Source organism: Desulfovibrio mangrovi (assembly GCF_026230175.1).
Lineage (GTDB): Bacteria > Desulfobacterota > Desulfovibrionia > Desulfovibrionales > Desulfovibrionaceae > Halodesulfovibrio > Halodesulfovibrio mangrovi.
Genome location: NZ_CP104208.1, coordinates 1,941,103 through 1,956,277 on the forward strand (window position 1 = coordinate 1,941,103; position 15,175 = coordinate 1,956,277).

General features: G+C 58.2%; 15 protein-coding genes. 4 read left to right on the top strand and 11 right to left on the bottom strand.

Translation table 11 applies throughout. The features are described 5' to 3' along the window. Positions 1–34: 34 nt before the first annotated feature. Genes rodA through N1030_RS09025 form a run of 5 tightly spaced genes read right to left on the bottom strand, consistent with a single transcriptional unit; the run spans position 35 to position 5,375 of the window. The gene (gene rodA, locus N1030_RS09005) at positions 35–1,147 is read right to left on the bottom strand and encodes a rod shape-determining protein RodA (RefSeq protein WP_265828971.1); all 1,113 of its coding nucleotides are present in this window, start codon (positions 1,145–1,147) and stop codon (positions 35–37) included. Next, entirely contained in the window at positions 1,147–2,943 is a 1,797-nt protein-coding gene (gene mrdA / locus N1030_RS09010) for a penicillin-binding protein 2 (protein WP_265828972.1), read from the bottom strand. The genes rodA and mrdA overlap by 1 nt, the downstream gene beginning before the upstream one ends. After that, the gene (locus tag N1030_RS09015) at positions 2,927–3,415 is read right to left on the bottom strand and encodes a hypothetical protein (RefSeq protein ID WP_265828974.1); all 489 of its coding nucleotides are present in this window, start codon (positions 3,413–3,415) and stop codon (positions 2,927–2,929) included. Before N1030_RS09015 ends, mrdA begins: the two co-directional genes overlap by 17 nt. Positions 3,416–3,454: 39 nt before the next feature. After that, positions 3,455–4,306: a rod shape-determining protein MreC gene (gene mreC, locus N1030_RS09020; RefSeq protein ID WP_265828975.1), complete on the bottom strand. Its 852-nt coding sequence runs from the start codon at positions 4,304–4,306 to the stop codon at positions 3,455–3,457. Positions 4,307–4,337: 31 nt separating this feature from the next. Then, entirely contained in the window at positions 4,338–5,375 is a 1,038-nt protein-coding gene (locus N1030_RS09025) for a rod shape-determining protein (RefSeq protein WP_269891801.1), read from the bottom strand. A gap of 93 nt (positions 5,376–5,468) precedes the next feature. Here N1030_RS09025 and mnmL point away from each other — a divergent pair, with 93 nt between their 5' ends. Together mnmL and N1030_RS09035 are read left to right on the top strand one after the other, a co-directional pair. After that, the gene (gene mnmL, locus N1030_RS09030) at positions 5,469–6,521 is read left to right on the top strand and encodes a tRNA modification radical SAM protein MnmL/YtqA (RefSeq protein WP_265828976.1); all 1,053 of its coding nucleotides are present in this window, start codon (positions 5,469–5,471) and stop codon (positions 6,519–6,521) included. Beyond that, positions 6,518–7,030, top strand: coding sequence for a methylated-DNA--[protein]-cysteine S-methyltransferase (locus tag N1030_RS09035; protein WP_265828977.1), 513 nt, complete (start codon positions 6,518–6,520; stop codon positions 7,028–7,030). Before mnmL ends, N1030_RS09035 begins: the two co-directional genes overlap by 4 nt. Positions 7,031–7,127: 97 nt before the next feature. On the opposite strand, the gene folE2 is transcribed toward N1030_RS09035, so the two are convergent. From folE2 to N1030_RS09050, 3 genes are all read right to left on the bottom strand, one after another. Continuing rightward, complete coding sequence (folE2, locus tag N1030_RS09040) at positions 7,128–7,898, bottom strand: GTP cyclohydrolase FolE2 (protein ID WP_265829045.1); 771 nt, start codon at positions 7,896–7,898, stop codon at positions 7,128–7,130. 4 nt (positions 7,899–7,902) lie between these two features. After that, positions 7,903–8,322 carry a nickel-responsive transcriptional regulator NikR gene (nikR, locus tag N1030_RS09045; protein WP_265828978.1) on the bottom strand — a complete coding sequence of 140 codons (420 nt, stop codon included), beginning with the start codon at positions 8,320–8,322 and terminating at the stop codon, positions 7,903–7,905. 148 nt (positions 8,323–8,470) lie between these two features. Further along, positions 8,471–9,136, bottom strand: coding sequence for a class I SAM-dependent methyltransferase (locus N1030_RS09050; RefSeq protein WP_265828980.1), 666 nt, complete (start codon positions 9,134–9,136; stop codon positions 8,471–8,473). A 397-nt stretch (positions 9,137–9,533) separates the two neighbouring features. On the opposite strand from N1030_RS09050, the gene N1030_RS09055 reads away from it, so the two are divergent. Together N1030_RS09055 and N1030_RS09060 are read left to right on the top strand one after the other, a co-directional pair. Continuing rightward, the gene (locus tag N1030_RS09055; RefSeq protein ID WP_265828981.1) at positions 9,534–10,079 is read left to right on the top strand and encodes a biotin transporter BioY; all 546 of its coding nucleotides are present in this window, start codon (positions 9,534–9,536) and stop codon (positions 10,077–10,079) included. Beyond that, on the top strand, positions 10,076–10,810 hold the full coding sequence (locus N1030_RS09060) for an energy-coupling factor ABC transporter ATP-binding protein (RefSeq protein WP_265828982.1): 735 nt from the start codon (positions 10,076–10,078) through the stop codon (positions 10,808–10,810). Before N1030_RS09055 ends, N1030_RS09060 begins: the two co-directional genes overlap by 4 nt. 81 nt (positions 10,811–10,891) lie before the next feature. Here the strand turns inward: N1030_RS09060 and N1030_RS09065 are convergent, their stop codons facing one another. The 3 genes from N1030_RS09065 to selA form a co-directional block, all read right to left on the bottom strand. Further along, the gene (locus tag N1030_RS09065) at positions 10,892–12,076 is read right to left on the bottom strand and encodes an iron-containing alcohol dehydrogenase (RefSeq protein ID WP_265828984.1); all 1,185 of its coding nucleotides are present in this window, start codon (positions 12,074–12,076) and stop codon (positions 10,892–10,894) included. A gap of 133 nt (positions 12,077–12,209) precedes the next feature. Then, positions 12,210–13,601, bottom strand: coding sequence for an aminopeptidase (locus N1030_RS09070; RefSeq protein WP_265828985.1), 1,392 nt, complete (start codon positions 13,599–13,601; stop codon positions 12,210–12,212). A gap of 92 nt (positions 13,602–13,693) precedes the next feature. Continuing rightward, positions 13,694–15,130, bottom strand: a complete 1,437-nt coding sequence (gene selA, locus N1030_RS09075; RefSeq protein WP_265828987.1) for an L-seryl-tRNA(Sec) selenium transferase — start codon at positions 15,128–15,130, stop codon at positions 13,694–13,696. Between the last annotated feature and the right edge of the window lie 45 nt (positions 15,131–15,175).

Here is a 15,175-nt window from a genome sequence, read left to right on the forward strand (position 1 = left end):
GTACAAGCAAATACAACTGACCGGCAAAACCGGATCAATTCGTTTTAAAGACAAACCGCCTCATCGAGACATTCAAAACCAGCCCTATGAGGCAAAAGTTTACCAGTGTGGCGCTACCACCATAGCTGATAAAGGGCAAGGGGATGCCAACCACCGGCATAAGCCCCATAACCATGCCCATGTTTATCAGAAACTGCCAGAAAAAATAGAAGAAAACCCCTGCAGAAAGGAATGAGCCGAAGCGGTCCTTGGCATCTCTGGCAGTATTAAAGATGGCGAGCAGAAAAAGGCAGAACAGAATCAGAAGGATCGTGCATCCCACAAAGCCCCATTCCTCACCAAACACGGCAATGGCGAAGTCAGTGTGTTTTTCCGGAAGAAAGCGCAGTTGAGACTGGGTTCCTTCCATGAATCCCTTGCCCCACACCTCGCCAGAACCGATGGCGATCTGTGATTGGATGATATGATACCCTGAACCGAGAGGGTCATCGCCCGGGTTCAGGAACGTCAGAACGCGCTGCTTCTGATAGTCCTTCATAAACATCCAGCCAATGGGTAGACATGCGGGAAACGCCACCAGACAGGTTCTGAACACCCCCTTGCTCAGGCCACGGAAGAGGATGATGCCGCCCACGTTGAGCAACATGTTCAGCGTGGTCCCCAAATCTGGCTGCTTGAGAATGAACACGGCAGGAATAAGGCACACACCGATGACCTTGACAAACTCTCCCCAGCCCAGCGGATGCGAATTGCGGGCCAGCAACTTGGCCGCGATGAGAATGGCGGCAATCTTGGCCAGTTCGCTCGGTTGCAGGTTAAAGAAGCCGAGCGATATCCATCGCTTTGCGCCATAAATTGTCTTACCTGCAATGGGCACCATGGCCAGCAGCACAACGGTGAGAATAAATACGGGCCAGGCCAGGCTACGCCAATGGCGATAGTCCAGCACCATGACAAGGAGCATGCCGAGCAGCCCGACTCCGCCCCAGACAAGCTGCTTCTGATAAAAGCTGCCCATGGCGATGCCGTCTTCCGACATGAACGCACTGGCGGAGTAAAGATTAAGAACGCCCACACAGAAAAGGATGGCCGTCATGAGAACGAGCCCCCAGTTCATGTGCGTCAGCAGTCGTCTGTCAATGGCCATTACTGATTCTCCTCACTGAACAGGTGATCATAGACCCTCTTGACAATAGGACCAGCTGCCGAACCGCCGTGACCGCCATGCTCCAGCATGCAGACCACTACATAGCGCTTGTCGCCCTTATAGCCCCACGAGGCCATCCAGGCGTGGTCGCGTTCCCAGTATTCCATCTCCTCCACCTTCTGACGCTCGTCATTGGCTTTGAGCTTCAGCTTGACCACCTGCGCAGTACCGGTTTTACCGCCAATGACAGCTCCTTTGGTCTGCAACCGTTTGGCCGTTCCCCGCTGTTCCTCAACAGTCCTGCGCATGGCATCCAGAAGGAGGGCTCGCTGCGATTCGTTCAACGGAATAGTTCTTCGTACAGTAGGCTCACTGTCGGCCAACAGGCTGGGCTGCATGAGCTTGCCATCGTTCATGAGAGCACCCAGAAAGCACGCTACCTGAACCGGCGTTACCAACGTGAAGCCCTGACCAATGGCAGTGATAACTGTTTCACCGCGCTGCCACGGTTCGCCGAAACGTTTGCGCTTCCAGTCCCGTGAAGGCACAAGGCCGGAACGCTCGTGCGGCAGCCCCAGCCCCGTCTGCTCTCCAAAGCCGTTAGCCTTGGCGAAGGCTTCCATCTTGTCCACGCCGATGCGGTTCAGCATTTCATAATAATATACGTCGCAGGACTCGATAAGTGACCGGGCCATATCCACTGCACCGTGACCATGCTTCTTCCAGCAACGGAACAAAGTCTTACCCAGATAAAATTCGCCGTTGCAGAACTCCGTCTCACGGGGATTTACGCCCTCCTTAAGCAGAAGGCCTGCCATGAGCACCTTCCAGACCGATCCGGGCGGATACACGGACTGGATAACCCGGTTCTGCAAGGGGAAAAACGGATCGTCGCGCAGTTCGTTCCATTGCTTGTTGGTCAGGCCCGCGGCAAAGGCATTGTTGTCAAAGCTGGGCTGGGTCACCAGAGCCAGCAGCTTGCCGGTATCCGGATCCATGACAACGAGACCGCCCGCCTGCCCTTCAAAGGCTTCGGAAGCAATGCGCTGCAACTCAAAATCCAGCGAGAGGAGAATGGAATCGCCCGCCATGGGCTCCTGCACCATCTTGCGGTTCAGTTCGCGCCCCATGACATCCACTTCCAACTGCTGCAGCCCCTTGTCGCCGCGCAAGCGGTTCTCAAGCACGAGCTCCAGCCCCTGCTTGCCCACGGCATCGCCCAACGCAAGATCGGAGTCTGCCTCCAATTCCTTTTCGTTGGCTTCCGCCACGTACCCGAGCACATGAGCGAACAGCGGCCCCTGCAGGTAGTAGCGTCTGGGCCGGATGACGATTTCCAGCCCCGGCCAGAGCATGCGGTTGGACTCAATCTGTGCCAGAAGATCAAACGGGACATCCGGCACCAGAAGCAAAGGCTGGAAGGGTTTGATGCGCGGCTTGTCCTTGAAGTACTTGGCCCAGAGGCTTTCCTCGGGAATGCCGGTCCAGTGGCTTACCTGTGCAATGGTAGAGGCAATATCCTTGCAATCCTCACGCACCAACCCCAGTGCGTAGGCCGGGCGGTTTTCCGCAAGCAGTTCTCCTCCTCGGGCACGAAGCAGCCCCCGGGGAGCATCCACCCGTTCCTGACGCAACCTGTTTTCTCGAGCGAGTTTGGCAAACTCGTCCCCCTTGTGGATCTGCAGATACCAGAACCGGAGGAAAAAACAGAAGAACAGCAGGAGCACAAGCCCCTGCAGCAACAGAAGTCCCAGTTTCGGGGGTTGGTAGCCTTCGGGATCAAGCTGCATTGACATGACGCAACTCTCTTTCCCGCAAACGGAATACCACGAACCACACAAGCGGAATGACCAGAGCGTTCAGGCAGGCATCGCTGATCAGGCGGGGGAGCAGAATATCAACATCCTGCAGGTGCTTCATCATGATACCGATGCCCACATGCCCCGCTCCGAGTGCGGCGGACAGGATAAGAATGAAAACGATGTTCTCGGCTTCAAAGAGGCTTCTGCCCAGATAGAAGAGAACACAGGCAAAAGCATACCAGAGCAGACCGGGGCCGAAAGCAAGCAGGCCAGCACCTTCCTGAATCAGGGTGAAGAGCAGCACCAGCCAGACCGTCTGCGGCCGATTCCCCTCCTGCATGGAGCAAAGCAGACCGGGCAGCAGAAAGTCCACCCCGGGCAGCAGGTACATTGCCCAGACCCCGCAAACGGCATAAACCGTCCACCAGGCGATGGCCCTGAAAAGGGAAGGCTGAGTACCCTGCATTATCTATAAGCCCTTCTTCGCAGCACCACAGAGGCACCGTTACTGCTTTTCGCCATCATCTTCCTGCCTTGAATCAAGGGACTGCTGGTCAAAGGCTTCCACCTCTCCGGTGTTACCGATGAGCAGCACTTCTTCAAGATTATCCAGATTGGCAAGGGGTTCTGCCATTACCTTCTGGAACAGGGAGATATCGGAGTATTCAATGGAGACAATACGCGCCACGGGCAGCCCTTTCGGGAACGCGCCGGCCTGACCTGAGGTAACCAGCAATTCGCCGACCCCCAGAGGGGCGTTAAGCGCCACGTACCGCATTTCGAGCTGACTTCTCGGGCCCTGTCCCACGATGATTCCGGGAGTCCTGTTCTCCTGGCTCACAACGGCGATACGGCTGTTCTGGTCGGTGAGCAGCAAGACGGAAGAGGTGTACGGCCCCGCACGGAAGACGCGACCGACGACCCCCTCGTGTGTGACCACGGGAGTACGGACACCGGCACCTTTGAGATACCCCTTGTCCAGCAGGATTGACTCAAGCTCGGCCTGAACACCCAGCCTGTGGGCAATAACACGCGCTCCGATCCGCTCCCATCCGGCGGGAGCGGAAACAGACAGCAAGGATCGCAGGCGAATGACCTCAGCCTTGTCCTCATTCGCTTCGGCAAGATCAAACATGACCTCCTTGAGTTGCGCTTCAAGCTCGTCGTTGCGTTTGCGCACGCCCACAAGGTCTATGTAGTGCTCCCAGAACTCCGCCACCTGCACCTGTATCCACTTGCCCGGCTTGAGTACCGCGCCGACAAACTCCAGCCCGGTATGCGTGGCGAGTCTGTCCACATATCCGGTACGCAGGTTCCATGTGAACAAGGTGAGGTACAGGCAGAGCACCAGTACCATCAGAATGAGAAGACGCTTGGAAAAGGAAGCGTTAATCGACCGCTACCTCCTTAAGGATATCCAGATTGTCCAGCGCCTTGCCGGTACCGATAACAACGGTGGAGAGCGGGTCATCCACCACGGTGATGGGCAGCGAGGTTTCCTCGCGCAGCAACTGATCCAATCCCTTCAGGAGTCCGCCGCCGCCGGTAAGCACGATACCCCTGTCCACGATGTCCGCCGCAAGTTCCGGAGGCGTCTGTTCCAACGCGATGCGCACGGCCTGCACGATGGAATCCACCTGTTCGGAAATGGCCTTGCGCACTTCCTCGGAGGTAATGATGATGTTCTGGGGAATACCCGTTACAAGGTCGCGGCCCTTCACTTCCAGAGTTTCCTCGGGATCCATGGGATAGGCGGATGCGATCTTGATCTTGATTTCTTCTGCGGTGGATTCACCGATGAGCATGTTGTACTTGCGCTTCACATGCGTCATGATGGCTTCATCCATCTTGTCGCCGCCCACGCGGACGGACTTGGAGTACACCACGCCGGAAAGCGAAATGACCGCCACTTCGGTGGTGCCGCCGCCGATGTCCACAACCATGTTGGAGGTGGGCTCCTGAATAGGCAGGTTGGCGCCGATGGCTGCGGCCATGGGCTCCTCGATGAGGTAAACCTCACGTGCGCCTGCGCTCTGGGCGGATTCCTTCACCGCACGCTTTTCCACCTGCGTAATGCCCGTGGGCACGCAGATGATAATACGCGGGTGAACTATACGATTGTTGTGCACCTTCCGGATGAAATGGCGCAGCATGGCTTCCGTTATTTCAAAATCGGCGATAACCCCATCTTTCATGGGCCGGATGGCCTGAATGTTTCCGGGGGTACGGCCGAGCATACGCTTGGCGTCATGCCCGACAGCAAGGACAACGGTGTTGCCCCGGGCATCCTTCTTCACCGCCACCACGGAAGGTTCGCGCAGAACAATGCCCTGCCCCTTCACATAAACGCAGGTGTTGGCGGTTCCCAAGTCGATGGCCAGGTCGTTGGAAAACATCCCAAGAAAAAAGTCCAGTATCTTTGCCATATTCTCTCGCTTGCTTCGTTCAAAAGGAATGGGTATCAGAACAGAGTACCATCACTCATCCCAGACACCCGAAACTGTAACTCCAGACCGGCAATGAACAGATACCATCAATTATCCGTCTACTTCCGACACCGTTTTCGTCAGCGAGTCCAGAAGGTCCCGCTTGATGCCGGATTCACGTGCCCCAATCGGGACGGCTCTCTGTCCACCCGTGGGTGCATCTTCTGCAACCCCCGCGGGTCCGGTTCCGGAATGGGCCTGAAAGGCGCAAGCCTCTCGGACCAATGGGCTTTTTGGCGCGAACGGTATAGCCGCTCGCTAGGCCCCGCGACCTTCATAGCCTATTTGCAATCATTTTCCAACACATATGGGCCCCTCGAAAAACTCGAACAAACCCTCACGGAAATCGAAGCCTTACCTGATTTGGCAGGTTTGTCCATAGGAACAAGACCGGACTGCATCGACAACGAACGGCTGGACCTCATCGCCCGAACGGCCGCCAAGCCCGCCATGCGCGAAGTATGGCTTGAGCTGGGCCTGCAATCGGCACTGGACAGAACCCTTGCCCGCATCAACAGAGGCCACGATTTTGCCTCGTTTGAACGCGCCGTCCATCTCGCCCATAAACGCGGCCTCAAGGTTTGCGCCCACGTCATCGCAGGGCTGCCCGGAGAATCGCTGGACGATTTTCTCTATACCATCGACACAGTAAACGCACTGCCCGTGCAGGGGATCAAATTCCACAGCCTCTATGTGGCCGAGGACACCCCTCTTGCCGAGGAGTGGCAACGCGGAGAATACACCCCGCTGAACGAGGCTATATATATTGATACAGTGGCCGAAGCCATTCCCCGCCTGCGTCCGGAAATCGTCATACAGCGTCTGACCGGAGACCCCGCCGAAGGCGAACTGCTCGCGCCGGTATGGCCTTCGACCAAGACAGTCATTATTTCCGCCATTGCCGCCGAGCTGCAAAAACGCGATACATGGCAGGGCAAGGCGCTGAAAGACTCCGGCAAGGGACGACCGCCCCTGTGGTTCTCTCTGCGCCGCAACTTGCCCGCAGCACTGCATGCGGAATGGGAACAGGAATTTCGGGCAATTGCCCCGCAACTTCATTTCGACCTTACGGAGCCGCTGCCATGAGCCCCCAAAAAACGAGCACAGACGAGCTTCTCGTCGAGTCCATTTCTGCCGGGCGGCTACGCCTTACGCTGAATTGGGTCGGACAGCAACTGGAAGAGACGGCTATTTCCTGGAAAGATGAAAAAGGGCAGGACACGCCCATTGCAGAACTCTCCCCCGCCGCCCTGAAGCTGCGGGATGCCCTGGAACGTTACGTTGCGGGCCAGCGCGTAACCTGGCCGGAACTGCCGCTTGCCATGAAACGCTGCACTCCGTTCACGCAGGAAGTGCTTTCCATACTGCGCACTGTGCCTCAAGGCAAAACCGTCACTTACGGAGAACTTGCCGCCATGGCAGGCCGCCCCAACGCCGCCCGCGGCGTGGGCCAGATCATGCACCACAACCGTTGGCCGCTCATAGTGCCCTGCCATCGGGTCATCGGATCCGGCGGCTCCATGACCGGGTTTTCGGGCTCCGCCGGCATACCTCTCAAGGAATACCTGTTGCAGCTTGAACGCAACGCACGATAAGCAGCCCCGCCTGAAGGCCGGAACCGACCCGCCAAGACAGAAAAGCGCCCGCAGCCAAACGACTGCGGGCGCTTTATTGATAACAAGGACAACAAGCCTAGGTATGCTTCTCGATGGTGGCAAAGGCGCTGTGGTTATGGATGGATTCGTAGCTCTCCACCTCCACGCGGAACCAGCTCACCTGCGGATGCGCTTCCAGCTTCTGCGCCGCACTGCGCACCACGTCTTCCACAAAGGTGGGGGTCGCAAAGGCAGCCTCTGTCACGTATTTCTCATCCTCGCGCTTGAGCAGCGAGTAGACAGGGGACGAAGCGGATGCCTCGGCAATCTCGATGAACTCTTCGATCCATGCGAAACCGCGCATACGCACCTTCATGCGCACAAGAGCGCGCTGGCTGTGGGCGCCTTCGTCGGAGATGGCCTTGGAGCAAGGGCACACGGTCATCACCGGCACATCAACCTCCAGCAGAAAAGAGGGCTTGTCACCCTTCAGTTCGCCGGTAAGCTGACATTTGTAATTCATCAGCCCGCCGCGGCCGCTGGCCGGAGCCTTCTTGTTCAGGAAGTACGGAAAACGGAACAAGGCATACGCCTTATGGGCATGCAGGCGTTCCTTTATGTCCAGCAGCAGGTTACGCATGCTGTCGTAATCAAGCTCCTCGCTCCAGCCTTCCAGCGCTTCCACAAAGCGACTCATGTGCGTGCCCTTGAATTCAGCGGGAAGGTCCACGCCAATGTCCACACGGGCTACGGTGTGCTGCGCCCCTTTGGCTCTGTCGCGGATAACGATGGGCAACCGCAGATCGCGGACACCAACGCGGTCAATAGCCATAGCCACCTGAGCGGGGCTCATCTGTACGTCTTCCATGAAATTAGACAAGGTCCTGTCCTGTTGTCGCCAAGCTGAGTTTACCGTGCTTGACCCCCTTGGTGGAGGTAAGCTTCTGCGCGAGGGTGCGCACCTCGTTGCCGTCTCCCTTGAGCACCAGCACTTCGAGGCAATTATGGTGGTCCAGATGCACGTGCATCGATGTAATGATCACATCATGATGATCATGCTGTATTTCCACGAGTTTCTGGGACAGATCGCTCTTGTGGTGATCGTACACCAGAGTAAGCGTCCCTGCTATTTCGCGGGAATCATCCTTCCACTCCTCTTCCACCAGCGTATTGCGGATAAGATCGCGGATGGCTTCCGAACGGGTCTGATAGCACCGCTCTTCGCACAGGTGGTCGAACTTCTCCAGCAGGTCGGAGTCGAGGGACACGCCGAAACGGATAGTCTGGCCCATACAGTCTCCTGTCAAATTACCCGATTGCGGGGGATTGCCGAAGAGATAACCGGCCTGCCCTTGCTACGACAAGAACCGATCTCCCCAAGACACTATCAATATAAATATACACCGGCTATTGGTGTACCACAAATCCCTTCGTCGTACATCACCGGCGCAGTTCCCAAAGACTGACCGTCACTGCGGCAGGCTGCTCATACAAGGCCGAGGTCTTCTCCATGGCAAGGCGGTGCGCCTTCCAGCCATGCCTCTCCAGCAGGGTCAGGAAATATGTGTACACATTTCTGTTGGGTTCCGCCACCCACGCCACCCCACCCGGAGCAAGCGAGTGCTCCAGAAAGGCCAGTACAGGCTCAACAAAGCGCCGTTCGTACATGATATCGCCGCCCCATACGCAATCAAATGCATGGGGGGCTACGGCAGGATGCCGCCAGTCCATGACCGTCCACAAGGGGGAGGCGACATTGTTGATGCGGGCATTACGCGCAGCATACCGGAGAGCCTGCGGTTCATAGTCCATGGCAACGACCTTGGCGCCGAGCCAGGAGCCCACAAGGGCGGTAAGACCAAGCCCGCAGCCCATATCGAGACAGTATTTCCCCGCGATATCCTTCTGCTTCGCATACAACCACTGGCCAAGGACCAGACTGGCCGGCCAGAGCTCAGTCCAATACGGCAGGCGCTCGTCATCGCCGAAATCTTCATCGCCCATGGCTTCCCACAGGGATTCAAGATCGGCAGCGCGTTCAAGACGCCAATGCCTGCCGCACAGATTCACATCAATTACTGGGGTATATTCCTTGAGTCCGGTCATCGTTTCCTTCCGCCCTGCGGGGAAGATGGCAAAGGGTACATGAGGCTGTTCTCCGGGGCCGTACGGCCTTTCCGCCAACGGCGGCAACTACCTCAAACTGCGGTGCGACTGCATAACGCACCTTGCCATTGCAGTCCACCCGCAAGATGACGTCCGGAATTGCCACCCACAGGAAAGTAGGATACCTATCGCAGCGCTGCACGGGCACTATACTGCCTACGCTAATTGACAAAACAGCCTGTTGTATTCAATCTATAATCAGGAATCCGCCACAGACTGGCGATGTGTCGCCTGCATCTGACGCCTTCGCCGCCTAAACCGGTTTCTTCCGTGCATCAGGGGACGCTCCTGTCAATTGAACAGCGCGGAGACTGCAGACCACAACAGGATACTTACCATGACCACACCACTTTCGGGATTGCATAAACAGGTCTGGACCGCCATGCTGGCGGCACTGATTACCGTGGGAGCCATGGTACAACTTCCCATCGGCCCCGTACCTGTAACCCTGCAGACCCTGTTCATTATTCTGGCAGGCCTGATACTCGGCCCTGTCCGCGGCGCAGGTGCCGTGGCGCTCTATCTTCTTGCAGGCATCATCGGCCTGCCCGTATTCGCAGGCGGCAAGGCCGGGTTCGCCCACCTTCTCGGTCCCACGGGGGGCTACCTTGTCGGATACTTGGGCACAGCTATTCTGGCCGGTTTCGGATCAGCCAAAGAGGGAGAAACGCCCTCTTTCATCAAACCGCTGCTCTGGTCCTTGGCCGGACTGGCTTCCGTCTTCGGCATGGGTCTCGTCCGTCTCATGCTCGTTCTGGATATTCCGTTCCAGAAGGCGTTGGCCATCGGTTTTGTCCCCTTCATCGTCGGGGACCTGATCAAGGTTGTCGCCGCCGTTTTCGCATACCGCTACCTCAAAAGCCGGAGACTCCTGCCGTCGTGATCGAACTGAATTCGCTGACCTTTACGTATCCGGGCACATCTTCCCCCGCCTTGCGGAACATTTCCTTCAGCATAGAGGAAGGCACCCTTCTCTGCCTCTGCGGCGTGAACGGCAGCGGCAAATCAACCCTGTTCTCGTTGCTGGCAGGCCTTCATGCGCCAAGCTCAGGCACACTGACGGTGGCCGGAATCAGCTCTCCGGGCAAGGAAGAGAAACTGCGCGGCCTTTCCGCCCTTGTGCTGCAGGATGCAGATCTGCAGATCATCGGCTCAACCGTTGCAGAAGACATGCTGCTCGCCTTTCCGCACGGCCTTGCCGGCGCAGAGGAAACGGCAAAGGACATGGCAGCACGGTTCGGGCTCGCCGCACACTGGAATTCTCCCGTGCACACCCTGTCTTACGGACAGAAGCGCAAGCTCTGTCTGGCCGTGGCCCTGCTGAGCTCCCCGGCCCTGCTGTTGCTTGACGAGCCCTTCTCCGGACTGGACTATCCCGCCATACGCGAGATGCGCAGCATTCTCATGCGCAACAAGGAACAGAAGCTCACGCAGATCATTTCCGTTCACGACCTTGAACCCGTCATCGATCTTGCCGACAGCATGGTAGTGCTGCACATGGGAGAACAGGTTCTTTCCGGCCCCCCTGAGACAGTGCTTGCCAACATTTCGGAATACGGCGTACGCCCGCCCTGTTCATGGCAACGCAGCAAAGGCATTACCGCCTGGGAATAGCGACGATACGCCCACGCCCATGACAACAAAAGCCCCGCAACCTTCCGGCTGCGGGGCTTTTCCCTTCCATTCAACATGAATCTAGCGGTATGCCGCTTCGAAGATTTCCGTCACCACGCGCAGATTCATCTGGGTGGGAGTGAGATTAAAGAGCCCACCCATGGTTTCCTGGGCGTTGGCGGCCAACGTGGGCATCTCGTCCCTGTGCACGCCGTAGTCGGAAAATTTAAGATCGTCCAACCCGATATCCTTGATCAGTTTTTCCAGCGCCCCCACAAAGGCAAAGGGCTGTTCATTGGCCGGAAGTGAATCCACATCCACGCCCATGAAGTAGGCAAGGTCAATCATACGGTCAGGTACATAGCGGGTAAGGTACCTGAAATACGGCACCGAGAGCATCACCAGCCCTGCCCCGTGCGGAATTTCGGGATAATAGGCAGACAGGGCGTGTTCCATGGAGTGATGCGAAATGCAGGAGGAAAGCGATTCACAGACCCCGGCGGCCGTGGAAGCCCACGACAGCATGGTGCGCGCTTCAATGCTGTCTCCGTTCTGCACCACCTGCGGCAGGAACGAGGAAATCAGGCTCACCGCCTGCTGCGCCAGCAGGTCGCTGGTAGGCTGGCGGGCGTGGGAAAGATAGGCTTCAACCGCGTGGAAGAAGGCGTCCATCCCGGTCATTGCCGTAACGCGGGGCGGAACGCTCAGGGTCAGCTTGGGGTCGACGATGGAAAGCACCGGATACGTGGAGTCGTTCCCCCAACCGATTTTCTCGTTGGTCTGTTCGCGGGTAATAACGATCCAGGGATCCGCCTCGGTACCTGTGCCCGCAGTAGTGGGAATGGCCACGATGGGCAGGGCAGGCTTGGCGGGCACCTGTCGCCCTCCGGTTCCGCTGGGCATGTAGTCCCAGTAGCTGCCGCTATTGGTTACCATAAGGGCGATGGCCTTTGCGGCATCTATGGAACTGCCGCCGCCAAGCCCGATCACGAAATCACAGCCTTCGGTACGGGCAAGGGCAGCGCCTTCGGCCACATGCTCAAGCACGGGGTTGGCCTGAATCCTGTCGAACACCACGGATTCCGCACCGTTCTGCGCCAGCAGGGTCTGCACCAGTTGCATGTAGCCGTGCGCCACCATGGAGCCGCCAGCACTTATGACGAGCAAAGCCTTCTTGCCCGGCAGATAAGGCGTCGTGCCAAGCTCCTTGAGCTTGCCGGGGCCGAAGATGATGCGCGTAGGCATATGAAACAGAAAATTAATCATGTGCGTGTCTCCTTATTCTGCACTGAACGTACGCCGGAGCGCACCGAAGGTGAATGATAGGTCGGTGTAGCACCATTATTATATACGCCCCTGAAACGAAAACGGCGGTTCCCGGGAACCGCCGTACAATTCGTTATGCCTGCATGAAAGCCGTATATGCCTTGACCGTGGCGTACAGGTCCGCCTTGCTGGAGAGCTCGAAGGGGCTGTGCATGGCAAGGATGGGGGGACCGAAATCGATGATGTCCATGCCGTAAGCGGCAAGGTACATGGCAACGGTTCCGCCGCCGCCGAGATCCACGCGGCCCAGTTCGGCCATCTGCCACGGCACGCCCGCAGTGTTCAGCACGCCGCGCAGCCAGCCCACGTATTCGGGATGGGCGTCGTTGGCTTCATACTTACCACGGTGGCCCGTGAACTTACAGAAGCAGGGACCATAGCCGATGGTGGCGGAATTGAGCTTCTCGTGCAGATCCTGATAGTCAGGATCCAGCGCGCCATGCACGTCGGCGGAAACGGCCTTGGTGTTCAGCATCACATCGCTGAAACGGGCTGCGGGAGCCCATGCCTGAATCAGGTCTTCCACACAATATTCAAAGAAGCGCGACTTGGCGCCGGTGGAACCTTCGGAGCCGATCTCTTCCTTGTCCCAAAGCAGCACGGTCTGGGTAAATTCGGGCGTATCACCGGTCAGCAGGGCTTCCAACGCCGCAAAACAGCAGATGCGGTCGTCCTGCCCATAGCCGCCGATGATGGCACCATCAAGGCCCACCAGTCGGGCCGGACCGGCAGGAACGGCCTGCAGTTCGGCGGAATACAGGTCTTCTTCGCGGATATCGTACTTGGCGTTCAGCAGTTCCAGAACGCGGCGCTTGATCTTTTCTTTGGGTGCATCCTTGGATTCGCCCTCTTCGCCGTTCTCCACCTCGACGGGACGGTGGCCGAGAATGATGTTCATCTTCTCCGCTTCAAAGGCTTCGGAAAGCACCTGCTTGGCCTGATTCTGGGCCAGATGGGGCAGCAGGTCGGCAATGGCGAACACGGGATCGCCCGGGTCCTCACCGATATTCACCTTCTTCACCTCGCCATCCTGCCGCACGATGACGCCGTGCAGTGCGAGGGGACGGGAAAACCACTGATGCTTGCGGATGCCGCCGTAATAATGGGTCTTGGCCTGTCCCACGCCGCAGGCTTCGTACAGCGGACGCTGCTTAAGGTCCACTCGGGGGGTATCTGCATGGGCTCCCACCAGACGCAGGCCCTGCGACAGGGACCGCTTGCCCTTGCGGGCGATGAAGATGGTCTTGCCCTTGAACACGCGGTACACGAGATCATGACCGAAGTTGGTGGTATATCCCGCGGTGCGCAGGCGTTCCACCACATAGTCTATGGTTTCACGCTCGGTCTTGCAGGTGGAAAGAAAATCAATGTATCGGCCTGCCAGTTCGTCCATGGCGGCAAGGCTGGCCTCGTCACCGTAGATCTCCCAGCAGCTCTTGGGAGAAAGCTCAAGATTGTCGGTCATTATCCAGTCTCCATCCGGCATTGGCGCGTGCCCTGCCGGAATTTGCTTGTATTGTGCTGTTGCCGGAGCACCACGTCCGGCGAAATTTCCGGCTAGTTGCCAGAGTCCGGCAGTGCCTGCCGCAGAGCGTCGCAGACCAATGCAAACTCGGCATCGGTGAGGGTACGCGGATCAAGGCAGAAGGCGTCGCCTTCCAGACGGCCCACAAGGGGCGGGTTTGTATCGAGCAGACGCTGCTTCAGTCCCGTGGCAGTTCCCTTTGCAGGCGCAATGCGCACCAACGTGGTGGGCAGATCACGCTCAGGGAAGGAACCGCCGCCCACGCGGGAAGCTCCTTCCTGCAGCGCCACTGCGCACAGGTCGCCCAGCTCGCGCCGCACCTTGGCGGCCAGCTTGCGGGCCCGCGCCTTCAGTTCGTCCGCCTTGGCGGTGATCATGGCAAGGGTGGGAATCTCGCGGCGGGCCTTTTCCGGGTCCGCGTAGAGACGCAGGGTGGCCTCCAGCGCAGCCAGCGTCATCTTGTCAATGCGCAGCGCACGGTTCATGGGGTTCTTCTTGATGCGGTCAATACACGCCTTGCGACCCACGATGATGCCTGCCTGCGGACCGCCCAGCACCTTGTCGCCGGAGAATGTCACCACGTCCGGTCCTGCGGCCACCACCTGCTGCACGGTGGGCTCATCGCCCATGCCCATGCCGGTGAAATCATGGAAACTGCCGCTGCCGAGATCTTCCAGCACGGGCAGGCCACGCTGTTTACCCAGCGCCACCATCTCCTCCAGCGTCACTTCCTTGTGGAAGCCCACAATGCGGTAGTTGGAAGTATGCACACGCAGCAGCGCCGCGGTCTCTTCGGTAATGGCATTCTCATAATCGCGCAGATGGGTACGGTTGGTGGCTCCCACTTCACGCAGGCGCGCACCGCTCTTTTCCATGACCTCGGGAATGCGGAAACTGCCGCCGATTTCCACCAGCTGCCCGCGGGAAACGATGACCTCGCGTCCCTTGCACAGGGTGTCGAGCACCAGCATGACCGCTGCGGCATTATTGTTGACCACAAGGCCCGCTTCAGCTCCCGTCACCTGACAGAGAATGCGCTCAACGTGGCTGTAGCGGCTGCCGCGTTCACCGGTTTCCAGATCGAATTCAAGGTTGGAATAGTGGGCGCAAGCTTCGCACACCGCCTCCACCGCCGTATCCGCCAGCAGGGAACGCCCAAGGTTGGTATGCACCACCACGCCCGTGCCGTTCAGCACCCGCCTGAAATGGGGGCGCGACTTGGCCCGCACATAGGCTGCCATACGCGGCAGCAGTGCTTCCAGCGAGAGCTGTTCGGGGCTTTCATACACGCCGCCGCGAATCTCCTCGCGGCAGACATCCAGAAACCCGTTCACATGATCACGCAGAATGGCGCGGGGCACGAGTGCGAGAGACTCCCCTCCCTTGTCTGCCGAGGGATTGAGGGGGAGATTGGCAAGGGCATCCAGCGCCCTGTCAACCGAGGGCAATGCGCGGTACAGCTGAGACACGGTGAGGCTCCTTTGGTGTCCGTTGGTTTACGGCAAGGCCTTGGC

Bases quoted from the DNA above. Each gene is read 5' to 3' on its own strand.
- folE2 (WP_265829045.1), bottom strand. From the start codon at position 7,898: ATGGAAGACGTACAGATGAGCCCCGCTCAGGTGGCTATGGCTATTGAC.
- N1030_RS09055 (WP_265828981.1), top strand. From the start codon at position 9,534: ATGACCACACCACTTTCGGGATTGCATAAACAGGTCTGGACCGCCATG.
- N1030_RS09035 (WP_265828977.1), top strand. From the start codon at position 6,518: ATGAGCCCCCAAAAAACGAGCACAGACGAGCTTCTCGTCGAGTCCATT.
- mrdA (WP_265828972.1), bottom strand. From the start codon at position 2,943: ATGTCAATGCAGCTTGATCCCGAAGGCTACCAACCCCCGAAACTGGGA.
- mnmL (WP_265828976.1), top strand. From the start codon at position 5,469: ATGAACAGATACCATCAATTATCCGTCTACTTCCGACACCGTTTTCGT.
- N1030_RS09050 (WP_265828980.1), bottom strand. From the start codon at position 9,136: ATGACCGGACTCAAGGAATATACCCCAGTAATTGATGTGAATCTGTGC.
- N1030_RS09070 (WP_265828985.1), bottom strand. From the start codon at position 13,601: ATGACCGACAATCTTGAGCTTTCTCCCAAGAGCTGCTGGGAGATCTAC.
- mreC (WP_265828975.1), bottom strand. From the start codon at position 4,306: ATGGTACTGGTGCTCTGCCTGTACCTCACCTTGTTCACATGGAACCTG.
- N1030_RS09015 (WP_265828974.1), bottom strand. From the start codon at position 3,415: ATGCAGGGTACTCAGCCTTCCCTTTTCAGGGCCATCGCCTGGTGGACG.
- nikR (WP_265828978.1), bottom strand. From the start codon at position 8,322: ATGGGCCAGACTATCCGTTTCGGCGTGTCCCTCGACTCCGACCTGCTG.
- N1030_RS09025 (WP_269891801.1), bottom strand. From the start codon at position 5,375: ATGGCAAAGATACTGGACTTTTTTCTTGGGATGTTTTCCAACGACCTG.
- rodA (WP_265828971.1), bottom strand. From the start codon at position 1,147: ATGGCCATTGACAGACGACTGCTGACGCACATGAACTGGGGGCTCGTT.
- N1030_RS09065 (WP_265828984.1), bottom strand. From the start codon at position 12,076: ATGATTAATTTTCTGTTTCATATGCCTACGCGCATCATCTTCGGCCCC.